The 14,294-nt window shown below is 55.1% G+C and carries 15 protein-coding genes; 7 read left to right on the top strand and 8 right to left on the bottom strand.

Translation table 11 applies throughout. The annotated features are described in order from the left end of the window. Window positions 1-64: 64 nt before the first annotated feature. From AFK62_RS06595 to mntR, 6 genes are all read right to left on the bottom strand, one after another. A complete protein-coding gene (locus tag AFK62_RS06595) occupies window positions 65-565 on the bottom strand; it encodes a hypothetical protein (RefSeq protein WP_007666853.1) in 501 nt (166 codons plus the stop codon). A gap of 119 nt (window positions 566-684) precedes the next feature. Further along, the gene (locus tag AFK62_RS06590) at window positions 685-2,226 is read right to left on the bottom strand and encodes an efflux transporter outer membrane subunit (RefSeq protein ID WP_053531791.1); all 1,542 of its coding nucleotides are present in this window, start codon (window positions 2,224-2,226) and stop codon (window positions 685-687) included. A gap of 1 nt (window position 2,227) precedes the next feature. Continuing rightward, complete coding sequence (locus tag AFK62_RS06585) at window positions 2,228-3,799, bottom strand: DHA2 family efflux MFS transporter permease subunit (protein ID WP_007666849.1); 1,572 nt, start codon at window positions 3,797-3,799, stop codon at window positions 2,228-2,230. Then, a complete protein-coding gene (locus tag AFK62_RS06580; protein ID WP_007666847.1) occupies window positions 3,796-4,947 on the bottom strand; it encodes an HlyD family secretion protein in 1,152 nt (383 codons plus the stop codon). Before AFK62_RS06580 ends, AFK62_RS06585 begins: the two co-directional genes overlap by 4 nt. Window positions 4,948-5,047: 100 nt before the next feature. After that, window positions 5,048-6,166 carry an anion transporter gene (locus AFK62_RS06575; protein ID WP_007666843.1) on the bottom strand — a complete coding sequence of 373 codons (1,119 nt, stop codon included), beginning with the start codon at window positions 6,164-6,166 and terminating at the stop codon, window positions 5,048-5,050. A gap of 2 nt (window positions 6,167-6,168) precedes the next feature. Beyond that, a complete protein-coding gene (gene mntR / locus AFK62_RS06570) occupies window positions 6,169-6,636 on the bottom strand; it encodes a manganese-binding transcriptional regulator MntR (RefSeq protein ID WP_007666838.1) in 468 nt (155 codons plus the stop codon). 183 nt (window positions 6,637-6,819) lie between these two features. Here mntR and mntS point away from each other — a divergent pair, with 183 nt between their 5' ends. Together mntS and AFK62_RS06565 are read left to right on the top strand one after the other, a co-directional pair. Then, window positions 6,820-6,954, top strand: coding sequence for a manganase accumulation protein MntS (mntS, locus tag AFK62_RS22115; RefSeq protein WP_007666836.1), 135 nt, complete (start codon window positions 6,820-6,822; stop codon window positions 6,952-6,954). Between the two features lie 294 nt (window positions 6,955-7,248). Further along, on the top strand, window positions 7,249-8,832 hold the full coding sequence (locus AFK62_RS06565) for a phosphoethanolamine transferase (RefSeq protein ID WP_007666834.1): 1,584 nt from the start codon (window positions 7,249-7,251) through the stop codon (window positions 8,830-8,832). Between the two features lie 57 nt (window positions 8,833-8,889). Here the strand turns inward: AFK62_RS06565 and ompX are convergent, their stop codons facing one another. Next, entirely contained in the window at window positions 8,890-9,402 is a 513-nt protein-coding gene (gene ompX, locus AFK62_RS06560) for an outer membrane protein OmpX (protein WP_007666831.1), read from the bottom strand. Between the two features lie 350 nt (window positions 9,403-9,752). On the opposite strand from ompX, the gene rhtA reads away from it, so the two are divergent. Continuing rightward, a complete protein-coding gene (rhtA, locus tag AFK62_RS06555; RefSeq protein WP_032984088.1) occupies window positions 9,753-10,640 on the top strand; it encodes a threonine/homoserine exporter RhtA in 888 nt (295 codons plus the stop codon). A 315-nt stretch (window positions 10,641-10,955) separates the two neighbouring features. Beyond that, entirely contained in the window at window positions 10,956-11,459 is a 504-nt protein-coding gene (gene dps / locus AFK62_RS06550) for a DNA starvation/stationary phase protection protein Dps (RefSeq protein WP_007666827.1), read from the top strand. A 134-nt stretch (window positions 11,460-11,593) separates the two neighbouring features. Here dps and AFK62_RS22435 read toward each other — a convergent pair whose 3' ends face one another. Then, window positions 11,594-11,770, bottom strand: a complete 177-nt coding sequence (locus AFK62_RS22435) for a hypothetical protein (RefSeq protein WP_158408825.1) — start codon at window positions 11,768-11,770, stop codon at window positions 11,594-11,596. Window positions 11,771-11,834: 64 nt separating this feature from the next. On the opposite strand from AFK62_RS22435, the gene glnH reads away from it, so the two are divergent. The 3 genes from glnH to glnQ all read left to right on the top strand — a co-directional run bounded on the left by glnH (window position 11,835) and on the right by glnQ (window position 14,039). Beyond that, window positions 11,835-12,578 (top strand): glutamine ABC transporter substrate-binding protein GlnH, encoded by a 744-nt coding sequence (glnH, locus tag AFK62_RS06545; protein ID WP_007681183.1) that lies wholly within the window; start codon window positions 11,835-11,837, stop codon window positions 12,576-12,578. Between the two features lie 82 nt (window positions 12,579-12,660). Then, window positions 12,661-13,320, top strand: a complete 660-nt coding sequence (gene glnP, locus AFK62_RS06540) for a glutamine ABC transporter permease GlnP (protein WP_007681180.1) — start codon at window positions 12,661-12,663, stop codon at window positions 13,318-13,320. After that, a complete protein-coding gene (gene glnQ / locus AFK62_RS06535; protein ID WP_007681177.1) occupies window positions 13,317-14,039 on the top strand; it encodes a glutamine ABC transporter ATP-binding protein GlnQ in 723 nt (240 codons plus the stop codon). The genes glnP and glnQ overlap by 4 nt, the downstream gene beginning before the upstream one ends. Window positions 14,040-14,294 lie beyond the last annotated feature (255 nt).

The following is a 14,294-nucleotide window of genomic DNA, read 5'->3' as shown; positions in this document are numbered from 1 at the left end:
GAAAAGCCGGCAATCACACTATGATGCCGGCTTTTTTGTTTTTGTCCCTTACACGCCAGCTATCTCAGTTATCTTCATCACGCAGATTGACGATCAAGGCGGTAAGCATATAGCGGATATATTTGAGGTCGGAATCGCATTTACCGCTGCTGGCAAGAATGCGGGCGATATGAATGCGATAATAGGCGCGGTCGAGGAGGTCAATAGGGGTTTTGATGCTGCTGAGATACTTCAAATAACGGTCTTTTTCATCTTTAGTCGCGGCGGCAGGCCAGTGTTCCACATCGCCACTTATCAAAAGCGATACCGGAATAGCGCCGTCATTCAGATCATCGAATGCGCGGGTCCGCAGCGCCATGATGAGCGCATTTTTCTCTGCTACTGCGCCTTCTTTGTCGTAATAGTTTTTGATGATTTCATCAAGCACGGCGGCGTTAAGCTTAATTTCCCGAGTTATCCGCTGCCTGACCGCAATTTTCAGGTTAGCCAGCTCTTTTGATTTTTTAAAGCTGTCCATGCCAGCATTAATAAATAATTTTGCTGGCTCCAGTAATAACTCAAACATGCCCTTCTCCTCATGAATTGTCGTTATCCGCCGTTACTCAGGCAAAAGCCGGTCTTGATAACAATGCCCTTGCCCCCCTCTTGCAGGCATCGGAAGGCATAGTGGCGCCATAAAAAGGTTCAGCCGCGCGGCGCGGGCCCGAAGACCTCGTATTCCGGCAGCCGGACGTTCTGGTACGGCTCCCAGCCGCCGCCAAGCGCTTTGTAGAGCGCGACAAGATCAAGACTGCTTTGCACTCGCGCCTGCGCACGCTGCTGTTCGGCCTGTGCCAGTTGACGCTGGGCGTCCAGGACATCAATAAACGTGGCGATGCCTTTACGGTAGCTGTCGCTTGCCAGATCAAACGAGGTTTGCAGCGCCGTCAGGGTTTTCTCAAGCCCCGCCTCGCGCTGCTGATCAGTGCGATAGCTCACCAGCGCATTTTCAACATCATTTAACGCCGTCAGCACTGTCTGGCGGTACTGCAACGCCGCTGCGCCCTGCTCTGCCCTCGAAAGCCTGACGCTCGACACCAGCCGTCCCCCCTGGAAAATGGGGATCGACACCTGCGGGCCGAAGCTATAAAAGTGGCTGCTCCAGTCGGTGAGGTAGTCGGTTTCACTGTTACGCATCCCAAACTGGCCGGAGAGCGACAAGCTCGGGAAGAGCTGCGCGACCGCCACGCCTATCTGCGCCGTGGCGGCATGCAGCCGGGCTTCGGCCTCACGCACGTCCGGACGGCGGCGCGCAAGTGTCGAAGGAATGCCTACCGGTACGATTTCCGGCAGCGCAGGCAGCGGCTGCACGGCCTGTAGCTCGGCATCAAGCGCGCCCGGCGGCTTGCCAAGCAATACCGCCAGGCCGTTCATCGCCTGCCGCTCCTGCGCCTGATACTGCGGCAACTGGGCCTGTAAATTACCCAGTTGGGCGCGCGCATTTTCCACATCCAGTTGAGGCGACAGCCCGCTGCGCTGGCGGCTTTCGGTCAGCTCCAGCGTCTGTTGCGCCGAGGCTATCTGTTCATTCATGGTCGCGAGAATGCTTTGCGCGCCGCGCAGTTGCAGCCAGGCGCGCGCCACTTCGGCCTCCAGCGACACCAGCGCATCGTTGCGCTGCTCAATCGCCGCCTTCTGCTGCGCGTCCGCCGCCTCAACCTGACGACGGACTTTGCCCCACAGGTCAATTTCCCACTGCGCATCAAAACTGCCCTGGTAAAGGTTAATCGGCTGCCTCAACGGGCCGAGCGCGGAGCTGATTTGCGGGTCAACGGCGTCAAGCTGGCCGTAAACGTCATGCGATTTCAGCTCGCCTTCCAGCCCAAGCTGCTGGCGCGTGGCGCGCACATTGCCGTTCACCGCCGGGAAAAAAGCACCGCCCGCCTGGTTTATCTGCTCGCGGGCGCCTGCGATGCGCAGCACCGTTTGCTGAAGCGATAAGTTCCCGGCAATGGCGCGCTCAATCAGGCTGTCGAGCTGAGGCGAATGAAACGTGCGCCACCAGCGTGGGTCTGGCGCGGTGCTGCGCGCTTTTGAGGCGATATCCGGTGCGTTCTGGCGGGCGGTTTCGCCAAACGCGCCGGGCGTAACCGGCTCAGGCGATGTGTAATCCGGGCCGACCGCGCAGCCCGCCAGCAGAACCGCCAGCGCCGTCAGCGTCAATGGGAAGGTCACTCTCCCGTACATATCAGTGTGCTCCTGCGGAGCCTTCGCTCTTAACAGGCGAAAGCAATAAACAAAACGGAATCAGTAAAATCGCGATCACGCTCAGCATCGTAAAGACATCGACGTAGGCGAGAATACGCGACTGGGCAATCATCGTTTTATAAAGCTGCCCGGTGGCGATGCCGGTCGGGTCGCCAAGCTGGGTCGTAAAGTTGCGCACCGCCTCTGCGCCGCTGCGTATCGCCTGCTGGAACTGTTCGTCAAACGGCGTCATGTGCGTACTCAGATGGGCGCTCTGCACCTGCGCGCGCTCGGTAATGGCGGCCGTGGAGAGCGAAATACCAATCGAGCCCGCGACGTTTCGGAACATCGTAAAGAGCGCCGCCGCGTCGGCATTCAACCGCTGCGGGATCGTGATAAACGCAATGGTCGTCAGCGGTACAAACAGGAAGCCAAGCCCGATAGACTGCGCGCTGCGCATTAGCATCAGCGTTTCGAAATCGACATTCGGCACCAGATTACGCGACCAGAAGAACGAGACGCCGAGGCATAAAAACCCGAAGGCGATGATCCAGCGCGTCTGCACCAGCGGCATCAGTTTGAGTACTATCGGAATGGTAAAGACGATAAGTACCGCGCCGGGCGAGAGAATAAGCCCCGACCAGGTAGCGGTGTAGCCAAGATCTTGTTGTGCAAGCTGCGGAATAACCACGGAGCTGCCGTAGAGAATAAGCGCCATCCCTGCCATCAGCACGCTCGACACGGCGAAGTTTTTATCGCGCACGCAGTGCAAATCCACCACCGGGCGGCGTGTATAAAGCAGCCAGTAGATAGCCCCGATAATGCCGATAAACGTCAGCACTGCGAAGGTACGGATAAAATCGGAGGCGAACCAGTCGTCGTCTTCACCGCGATCGAGCATGACTTGCAGGCAGCCCAGCCCCAGCGCGATAAGCCCGATGCCCGTCCAGTCCACCGGGATTTTTTCTTCGGATTTTTTCTCCCATGGCGGATCTTCCAGCAATTGATAGACCGCCAGCACGCAAACAATGCCAACCGGAATATTGATGAAAAATACCCAGCGCCAGGAGTAGTTATCGGTTATCCAGCCGCCGAGCGTCGGGCCCAGCACCGGCGCCACGATAATCGCAATCGAAGAGAGGCCGAACGCCTTACCGCGATCCTCCGGTTTGAAATAATCCAGCAGTACCGACTGTTGTGTCGGTTGCAGGCCGCCGCCGAAGAACCCCTGCAAAATACGAAACAGAATGATTTGCCAGAGCTCGGTGGCGATGCCGCAGAGAAACGAGCAGACGGTAAACATCACGATGCAAATCAGGAAGAATTGCTTGCGCCCGAACAGTCGGCTAAAAAACGCCGACAGCGGCAACACAATGCCGTTCGCCACCAGATAAGAGGTTAAGACCCATGTGGATTCGGAGTAACTCGATGACAGCGACCCGGCGATGTGCGGCAGCGCCACGTTAACTATCGTGGTGTCGAGAATTTCCATAAACACCGCGATTGTCACGACTATCGCGACGGACCAGGGATTACTGGCAGGACGCCAGCCGCTGTGGGCCTGCTCGCTCATTCCACCGTCACCTCAGGCTCGACGGATAAGCCCAGCGGCAGCGGCTGGTTCCAGTTCTCAAGTCCTTTGTCGATAACGATTTTCACCGGCACGCGCTGCACGATTTTCACGAAGTTACCGGTGGCGTTTTCGGCCGGGAACGCAGAGAAGCGTGAGCCGCTGCCCTGCTGAATGCTCTCGACATGGCCTTCAAGCTCCAGATCAGGGAATGCGTCGACTGAGATAGCTACGTTATCCCCCGGACGCATGCGCTCAAGCTGCGACTCTTTAAAGTTGGCGACTACCCAAATATTGGGCGACACCAGTGAGAAAAGCGCGCTCCCGGCCTGTACCAGCGTACCGTCCTGAACATTACGCTTAGTGACATAGCCGTCAAACGGCGCGCGGACTTCGGTATAGGAGAGATTCAGCTCCGCCGTCTGCAACTGGGCGCGCGCCTGCGCGACCTGGCTTTCCCGGGCTTCGACATTCGTTTCCTGCTGGCGAATTTGTAGCTGCACCTGCTCTGCGACCTCAAGCTGGGCGCGCGCGTTTGCGAGGCCTGCTTCGGCGCTGCGCAACTGCGCGTTGGCAGCGTCGATATTTTGGCGGGAGGTGGCGCGAGGATCTACACCGCGCTGACGCTGATATTCCGCGCGCGCATTGGCAAGCTCCGCCTCAGCACGCAAGACCTGCGCTTTCGCCTGGTCGCGCTGCGCCGGATACTGCACTTTCGCGAGCGCCAGTTGCGCCTGCGCCTGATGGAGCTGCGATTCAGCCAGTGAGAGTTGCGCTTTCGCCTGATCGCGCTGGGCGGTGGCATCGCGTGGGTCGATAACCACCAGAAGATCGCCTTTTTTAACGCGCTGGTTATCTTTCACCCGTAAGTCGGTGACGTAACCCGCAACTTTGGGGGCGATGGTCACGGCATCGCCTTCAATGAAGGCGTCATCGGTGGTTTCAAGGTTGCGGGTCATAAACCACCAGATGATGGCCGCCACCACCATGATAATGACAACGATGCCGAGGATAATCAGCGGCTTCTTGCCGGGGCGCTTGCGGGTTTCTCCCTCGCCTTTGCCCTTACTCTCATCCTCGTTTTTGCTGTTATCGTCGCGCGGGTCCTGACGTTTCTCTTCGTCAGCGTTGTTATTGTGGTTTTCTGCCATAGTTCAGCAACAGTCCTGTAAGTTAACAACATCACAAATTACCGTTTACTAAACTTAGGAGCAGTCTATACATTTGCCAGGAAAAACTGACAAATTAGCATTATCTGAGAAAAAGCCCCCACAGCAGCACATAACCCACCAGCGCAGACCACAGTAAGAGCGGTAGCGAATAGAGGTGAAAGCGCCACCAGATGCGGCGGTCGGCCGCCATGCGCAGCGCTATCAGGTTGGCAAGAGAGCCCGGTAGCAGACCAAAACCACCGATGTTTACCGCCCATGCCAGCAGTGTCGTCGGCGGGACATAATTTAGCAGCAAAATGGTGGCGGGCACGTTACTGATGAACTGCGACAAGCCAATGCCGAGCGCGTACAGCCCCGCCGGCGGCAGCTGCGCCACATGATGCAAGCTGTCGGTCAGCGCGGGCAACCGGGTGAGTAAATGCACGTCGATGAACATCGCGACGAAGACCAGCAGCAGGCTCCAGTCGATGCTTACCAGCACCCGGCGCGCCGTCAGCAAAAAACCGGCAGCCACCAGCGCCAGCCCCCACAGAGCAAATTCCAGCTCCAGCGCCGTTAAAAACACCACATAAAGTGCCAGACAACACCAGACCAGGCGTGGCTGCCAGTCATGCTTTTTATCATGCGACTGGTAACGCAGCGCGCTTGCCGGAAAACAAAACCAGCAAACGACTAACAGGCTTGCCATTAGCGCCAGCGCGAGCGGCGCCATATGGAGAATGAACTCGCCAAACGCGAGCCCCGAGCGGCCCCACAACAGGATATTTTGCGGGTTGCCGATGGGCGTCAGCAGCGACCCGGCGTTCACGGCCAGCGCTTCAAAAATAATGAGCCGGTTGACCGGAATGGCACAGAGCTTTTTGAGCGTCAGGGTGAGGGGCACTACGATAAACAGCGCCACGTCATTGGTTAAAAAAGTAGAAAGCAGCGCGGCGGCGCAAACCAGAAAGAGCGCCAGGCCGCGCTCAGTGGTGAAACGCCGCACCAGACGACGGCCGAGTACGTCAAAGTAGCCGCTCAGCTCCACGCCTTTGGTGAGCATCATCAGCCCGGCGAGCGTAATAATGGTGCGCCAGTCTACGGCCTGCGGCCACTCGCGCGGCGCGAAAGGCACAAAAAAACTCAATACGACGCCGACGATAAGTAAAAGCTGGAAAAAACGATCGTGAAGAAAAGGACGCGCGAGGCGACGAAACATGATTATTCGAACCCGTTCTGCTGGCTGAAACGGCGAAAGATCTCCAGCGTCTCTTCGCTGACGTGATGCTCCATGCCTTCGGCGTCACGACGTGCGGTATCCGGCTTCACGCCGAGCGCCAGCAGGAAGTTTTCAACAATCTGATGACGCTCGCGGCTCGCTTGCGCCAGTTTTTCACCTTCAGCGGTTAAAAAGACGCCGCGCCACGGGATCTGCTCTATTAGCCCTACTGTGGCAAGCCGTTTAAGCATTTTGGCGACGGTCGGCTGCGACACGCCAAGACGCGCGGCCATGTCCACCTGGCGCGCCTCGCCCACTTCGCGGATGAGATCGGAAATCAACTCAACGTAATCGTCGATAAGCTCGCGCCGGTGGGCTTCACGCACTTGTCGAAAGCCTTCAACATGCTCCTCGACATTGACCAGTTGCGTCACTCTCATGCTGCTTTGCTTTCCTGCCCGACGGCTCATTGTGCTTCCTCATGACAAAAGCGCTATGCGGTTAACGCTGTTTTGCGGGCCATTGTAAACCACAGCTCACCGAGTACAAAAAATTAACGTGTTAGCCATAGCTATACAACATAGCCTGTGCTATATCTGTATGTAATGCGAACAGCTTTGATGTTTTCAGGCTGTAAGACGCGGAGGTGTGGTATGAACGAATTGATGAGGTGCTTAGACGTGTTTACTCACTCCCCCTTTCAGGTGCGGCTGCGGCTGCTGAATATGCTGTGCGATATGTTTAACCCGAAACCCCAGCCGGAGCAGGACGATAACGGGCAGAAATAACCCGCGCACGCCACGTTGTAGTTTGTCATTTTTTCTTCACTTTCCTGCGTTATTCTGAGCCCTGGCGCTCCTCACGTTGGTCTTTATTTCTTCTTTTGATGATTTTTGCAGCCTTTCTCGCAAACTAGTTGATTTCCCCCCGTTGCTATTCTTGCCGCGCGGCTCTATCTTCTTGCAGCCCTGCCCTCACGACGACACCGGATGTGGACTTCCCTTCCCTTCTTGTCCGGCGCTCTGGCGGGCGAATACCCTTGACGCCAGGGTTTACGCATGGCGTTTCGTTGAACCCGTACTATGAATCTAACGCTAAAAAATACTCTTGCTGCGCGCGGCATCGCTCTCGATCCGTGGATTGGCTTCTATTTTCTGCAATCGTTATTAATTAATTTCGCTCTGGGTTATGAATTCAGTCTGCTGTACGCCGTGGCTTTTTGCTGCGTATTGCTGCTGCTCTGGAAAAGCGCGCCGCGCGTTCAGAAAGGGCTACTCGGCGTGTGTTCGCTTATCGCTGGTCTCTACTTTCCTTTCGGGCAGACTTACGGCGCGCCGAACTTCAATACGCTGCTGGCGCTGCACGCCACCAATATGGAAGAGTCCACGGAACTGCTGACGATTTTTCCGTGGTACAGCTACCTGGTGTCGCTGTTTATTTTTACGCTCGGCATCATCGCGCTGCGCCGTGCGCCGTCGGCCTCGCGCCGCTGGCAGCCGTTCGATAGCCTGTGCCTTGCGGTAAGCGTCGTGAGTTTTTTTGTCACGCCGGTACAAAACCAGCTTTATGGCGGCGTGTTTGCGCTCAAAGACAGCGGCTATCCGGTTTTTCGCTTCGTTAAAGATGTGATTGTGAATAACAACGAGGTGCTGGACGAGCAGCAACGGATGGAGGCGCTTTCGAAAATGAAAGACTCCTGGAACGTGCTGGCGGTGGCGCCGAAATATCACACCTATGTGGTGGTGATAGGCGAAAGTGTGCGACGCGACGCCGTCGGCGCGTTTGGCGGTCAGTGGGATAACAGCCCGTTTGCAAGCCATGTAAATGGTTATCTGTTTACCGATTACATCTCTGCCAGCGGCTCGACGCAAAAATCCCTTGGGCTTACGCTTAACCGTGTGCTGGATAACAAGCCGCAGTATCAGGACAATTTCGTCACGCTTGCCAACCGCGCGGGTTTCCAGACCTGGTGGTTCTCAAACCAGGGGCAAATTGGGGAGTATGACACGGCCATTGCCAGCATCGCCCGTCGCGCGGATGAAGTGCAGTTTCTGAAAAGCGGCGATTTCGAAGCGGACAAAAATACCCGCGACGAGGCGCTGCTGAAAATGACCGCCCAGGTATTGTCGACTCAACGCCCGCAGCCGCAGCTTATTGTGTTGCATCTGATGGGTTCGCATCCGCAGGCCTGCGACCGTACTCAGGGCAAATATGAGGTGTTCGTGCAGTCAAAGGAAACCTCCTGTTATCTCTACAGCATCCGCCAGACTGACGATCTCTTAAGTCAGCTTTATCAGCAGTTACAGAACAGCGGGCAGAGTTTCTCGATGGTCTATTTTTCCGACCACGGACTGGCGTTTAAAGAACGTGGCAAAGCGGTGCAGTATCTGGCGCACGACGACAAGTTTCAGCAGAATTTTCAGGTGCCATTTATGGTGCTCTCAAGTGACGACAAAGCGCACCGCATCATTAAAGCGCGTCGTTCTGCTAATGATTTCCTGAGCTTTTTCGCGCAGTGGACGGGGATCAAAGTGAAAGAAATCGCGCCGAAATATAAATTTATTTCCGGGCAAAAAGCAGGGCCGGTATACGTCACGAACTTTAAACTCAACAAGGTGAGCTATGATCATCTGGGCAGCGATCTTTTTGACCCGCGAAGCCGTTGAGGCGAGATGCAGATAAAAAAAATCCGCCCGAGGGCGGATTTTTTATCACCGGAGTGATTAGAAGCGGTAACCTACGCCTGCGATCCAGGTGCCAACGTCGGTGTTACGGATGCGGCTCTGCTCGTAGGAGAAGTCCAGAGCAACGTCCTGAACCGGGTTGAACTGCAGGCCTGCGCCGTAGGAGAAGCCGTAATCGCTGGAGTCAGCTTTGTCGCCGTCAGCGGTAGCCTGAGCTTTACCGTAGCCAACACCTACTACGCCGTAGATGCTCGCCCAGTCGTTCAGACGGTAAGCCGGACCTGCAGTGATACCGTAGTACTGGCCTTTGTTATATACGCCATCTTCGGTGCGATCTTTTTCGGTGTACGTGAAGGAGCTGATCACGCCCAGCGGGTTGGTGTCGTCGAACTCATAACGGTATTTCAGGTTGAAACCGTTCATTTTGTTCATCACGCCCTGCGCGTCGCTCTGAGCGTAGCCACCGGTAACGGTAGCGGTGCCAGCAACAGCAGAACCTGCGGAAACGGCCAGAACACAAGCCAGTGCTGAAAGACATGCAATTTTTTTCATAACCACCTCAAATGTGCTTCAAGTAAGTCCTAAGATTTAAATATATCAAAACCCAGCAGGAAACTCTTTGTTGTTCGTGTTGTCTAATGCGCTCTTTCCTGTAACAGAACGTTTCCGCCCTTGTCTATCCTGCTAAAAATACAGGCATTTAACAGGCGGCAAAGAGTATGAACCTTGCCGACGCGCACCAGCATCCGGATAATTCCTAAATGCAACTGCGCGTTTTTTGCGCTGACAGCAGTATGATAACGGTTAACACCGGGGTAATTTTCAATGATTCCTCAACCAACCGCGGAATAAATACAGTAAGCTATCGCGTTTACTTATCTTTAACTTTTCAGGTGCGCAGGATGCCGACTCTCTCCCGTAAAACGCCGCTCTGGTTACCCGTCATCGTGCTTATTATCGCCATGGCGTCCATTCAAAGCGGCGCATCGCTTGCTAAGTCGCTCTTCCCGCTGGTGGGCGCGCCCGGTGTGACTGCACTGCGTCTGGCGCTCGGCACGCTCATTCTTGCGGCAGTGTTTAAGCCCTGGCGCCTGCGATTTAGCCGCAGCCAGCGTATGCCCCTGCTTATTTATGGCTTGTCGCTGGGCGCGATGAATTATCTCTTCTATCTGTCGATTCGTACTGTCCCACTCGGTATCGCCGTCGCGCTGGAGTTTACCGGCCCGCTCGCGGTTGCGCTGTTTGGCTCGCGCCGCCCGGTGGATTTTCTCTGGGTCGTCCTGGCGGTGCTCGGCTTATGGTTTCTGCTGCCGCTGGGCCAGGACGTAACGCATGTCGATCCGCTCGGTGCCGCCTGCGCCCTGGGCGCAGGGGCCTGCTGGGCGGTTTATATCCTCGCCGGGCAGAAAGCGGGGGCTGAACACGGCCCGGCCACCGTCGCGCTCGGCTCGCTGATTGCAGCGATTGTCTTTGTGCCCATCGGCGCTATCGCGGCGGGCGATGCGCTCTGGCACTGGTCTGTATTGCCGCTCGGCCTTGGTATTGCGGTGCTCTCAACCGCCCTTCCCTATTCGCTGGAGATGACCGCGCTCACGCGCCTGCCCACGCGAACATTTGGGACATTAATGAGTATGGAGCCCGCGCTTGCGGCGTTTTCCGGCATGCTGTTTCTCGGCGAGACCTTAAGCGCGGTGCAATGGCTGGCGCTGCTGTCAATCATCATTGCTTCTGTCGGCTCGACGCTCACACTCAAGCGCGAAACACAGTTAAAAAGCCTCGACATTGATTAAATAAAATAATTATTTTCTGGCACGGTTTATGCCATGTCAGAATAATCTCTGTTTGCGGGTTTCAGATATTTCTGCGTTGCGACTCATTCTCTTTTAAAATAATCGCGCGCACGCTTCCTTCTTCATGAATCGGTTATAGCGCGGTTATAAAAAAACTTACAAATTAAACAACCCTCTGTTCATAAAGGGATTTATTTCGCAACCACCCCTTCGCTATTTATCTGATAGGCACAGCCACGCCAGCAAACTTGAGACACGGTGCTATACTTAATTCCGTAATTTCCTGGGACACAATCATCAAGAGGATATGAAATTATGGGTACCGCTAAACTGGTTAAAACAAAGGCTTCCGACCTGCTCTACACCCGCAACGATGTAGCAGACAGCGACAAAAAGGCCACCATCGAGCTGCTGAACCGCCAGGTGGTTAATTTCATTGACTTGTCGCTGATTACTAAACAGGCGCACTGGAACATGCGCGGCGCGAACTTCATCGGCGTTCACGAGATGCTGGATGGTTTCCGTACGGCGCTGACTGATCACCTGGATACCATGGCCGAACGTGCCGTGCAGTTAGGCGGTGTGGCGCTGGGCACCACACAGGTAGTAAACAGCAAGACGCCGCTGCAAAGCTACCCGCTGGACATCCATAGCGTACAGGAACACTTAAAAGCGCTGGCCGATCGTTACGCGATTGTGGCAAACGATGTGCGTAAAGCCATCACTGAAGCGCAGGATGAAGATACCGCAGATATCTTTACTGCTGCGTCCCGCGATCTGGATAAATTCCTGTGGTTTATCGAGTCGAATATCGAATAACCCGATAGCGTTTTCAGACGCTTTGCTTATCCTGCCCTCTCCGTCCGGAGGGGGCACTGCACCAAAATAGCGCATCTCGCGCGGCAATTTCCCCTCAAACGTTATCTCTATGTAATATTCCCCTCACACAATCGTTAATGAAAGATTGTTTTTTCACCGGTTTTCAGGCTAAAAAGGCCATTCACCCGGCTGTTAACCTCTGCGCACCGTTTTGGTGCACCCAATTGGTGCAATTGTGCCAGAAAAGCGCGCTGATTGTGCACAGGGACTTTTATCTTGCCTTTCAAAACAGCGGGTTGTAAAACTGGCATGATTTTTTCATGCAGCGCTACGTTCTTATCGGGGATCGCCCCGCGGATAAATAAAGGAAATGCTATGAAGTCTGTTTTTAAAGTTTCCCTGGCAGCCCTGACACTGGCCTTTGCGGTCTCTTCTCAGGCGGCGGATAAGCTGGTTGTAGCAACCGACACCGCGTTTGTTCCCTTCGAATTTAAACAAGGCGATAAATATGTCGGTTTCGACGTCGACCTGTGGGCCGCTATCGCGAAAGAGCTGAAACTCGATTACACCTTAAAACCGATGGATTTCAGCGGCATCATCCCGGCGCTGCAAACCAAAAACGTTGATGTGGCTCTGGCAGGTATCACCATTACCGAGGAGCGTAAAAAAGCCATTGATTTCTCTGACGGCTATTACAACAGCGGCCTGCTGGTGATGGTAAAAGCCAACAACAACGATGTGAAAAGCGTGAAAGATCTCGACGGCAAAGTCGTTGCCGTGAAGAGCGGCACCGGTTCAGTGGATTACGCGAAAGCAAACATCAAAACCAAAGATCTGCGCCAGTTCCCGAACATCGACAACGCCTACATGGAGCTTGGCACCAACCGTGCTGACGCGGTGCTGCACGACACGCCGAACATCCTTTACTTCATTAAAACCGCAGGCAACGGCCAGTTCAAAGCGGTCGGTGACTCTCTGGCGGGCCAGCAGTATGGCATCGCGTTCCCGAAAGGCAGCGATGACCTGCGCACCAAAGTAAACGGCGCGCTGAAAACGCTCAAAGAGAACGGCACCTATAACGAAATCTACAAAAAATGGTTCGGCACTGAGCCAAAATAATTATTCTTATTAAGCAGTTAACTCAGTCAGGGGCGGCCTTCGCCCCTGCTATTTTTGAACCACGGTAACACAGGAAATCATCATGCAGTTTGACTGGAGCGCCATCTGGCCTGCCATTCCCCTCTTGCTTGAAGGCGCCAAAATGACCTTGTGGATTTCGGTCCTCGGTCTGGTGGGCGGCTTGATAATCGGTCTGGTGGCCGGTTTCGCCCGCTCATTCGGCGGCTGGATTGCCAATCACATCGCACTGGTCTTTATCGAAATCATCCGCGGCACCCCGATTGTAGTGCAGGTGATGTTTATCTATTTCGCCCTGCCAATGGCGTTTAACGATCTACGCATCGACCCGTTTACCGCAGCGGTAGTCACTATCATGATCAACTCCGGTGCCTACATCGCAGAAATCACCCGCGGCGCGGTGCTGTCTATTCATAAAGGCTTTCGTGAGGCGGGCCTCGCGCTGGGGCTGTCGACGCGCGAAACGATTCGCCATGTAATCCTGCCGCTGGCGCTGCGTCGTATGCTGCCGCCGCTCGGCAACCAGTGGATCATCAGTATTAAAGATACCTCGCTGTTTATCGTTATCGGCGTCGCCGAGCTGACCCGTCAGGGCCAGGAGATCATCGCGGGTAACTTCCGCGCGCTTGAGATCTGGAGCGCCGTTGCGGTGATTTATCTGATCATTACTCTCGTGCTGAGCTTTGTTCTGCGTCGTCTGGAAAAAAGGATGAAAATCCTGTGATTGAATTTAAAAACGTCTCCAAGCACTTCGGCCAAACCCAGGTGCTGCATAATATCGATTTAAACATTAACCAAGGCGAAGTCGTCGTGATCATCGGGCCGTCCGGCTCCGGCAAATCCACGCTGTTGCGCTGCATTAACAAACTGGAAGAGATAACCAGCGGCGATCTGATTGTCGATGGTCTGAAAGTCAATGATCCGAAAGTGGATGAGCGACTGATCCGCCAGGAAGCGGGCATGGTGTTCCAGCAATTTTACCTGTTCCCGCACCTGACGGCGCTGGAAAACGTGATGTTCGGCCCCATCCGCGTGCGCGGTGCAAGCAAAGCAGAAGCGGAAAAGCTGGCGAAGGAACTGCTGGCGAAAGTGGGTCTGGCCGAGCGTGGTCACCACTATCCCTCCGAGCTTTCCGGCGGCCAGCAGCAGCGTGTGGCGATTGCCCGCGCGCTCGCGGTAAAACCGAAAATGATGTTATTCGATGAGCCGACCTCCGCGCTCGACCCGGAACTGCGTCACGAAGTTTTGAAAGTGATGCAGGATTTGGCGGAAGAAGGCATGACGATGGTGATTGTGACCCACGAGATTGGCTTTGCCGAGAAAGTAGCGTCGCGTCTTATTTTTATCGATAAAGGCCGCATCGCCGAAGACGGCAATCCGCAGGCGCTTATCGAGAACCCACCAAGCCCGCGCTTGCAGGAGTTCCTCCAGCACGTGTCGTAAGGCCGCCAACCCTCTCCCCGGAGAGGGTTTTTTATTTGTGCCGTGGTGTGATGCCCCTCAACGGCGGGTGGCGCTCCGCTTGCCTGCTCTTCGACAACCCCCCTGTCTTTAGTGAAGAGGGTAAGCAAAGGGCATGCCTCACAGCGCACGTGCCGCATCGCTGTCATTTTTCATCGTTTGCCTTCTCCTTCACGCAGGCCTTCTCGCCAATGGGGAGAGGAAGAAAACCTGCGCTCGCGCCTTCTCTCTATTCCT

The sequence above is a fragment of the Cronobacter condimenti 1330 genome (assembly GCF_001277255.1).
GTDB classification, from domain to species: domain Bacteria; phylum Pseudomonadota; class Gammaproteobacteria; order Enterobacterales; family Enterobacteriaceae; genus Cronobacter; species Cronobacter condimenti.
This window is presented reverse-complemented; position numbering and strand designations above follow the sequence as displayed.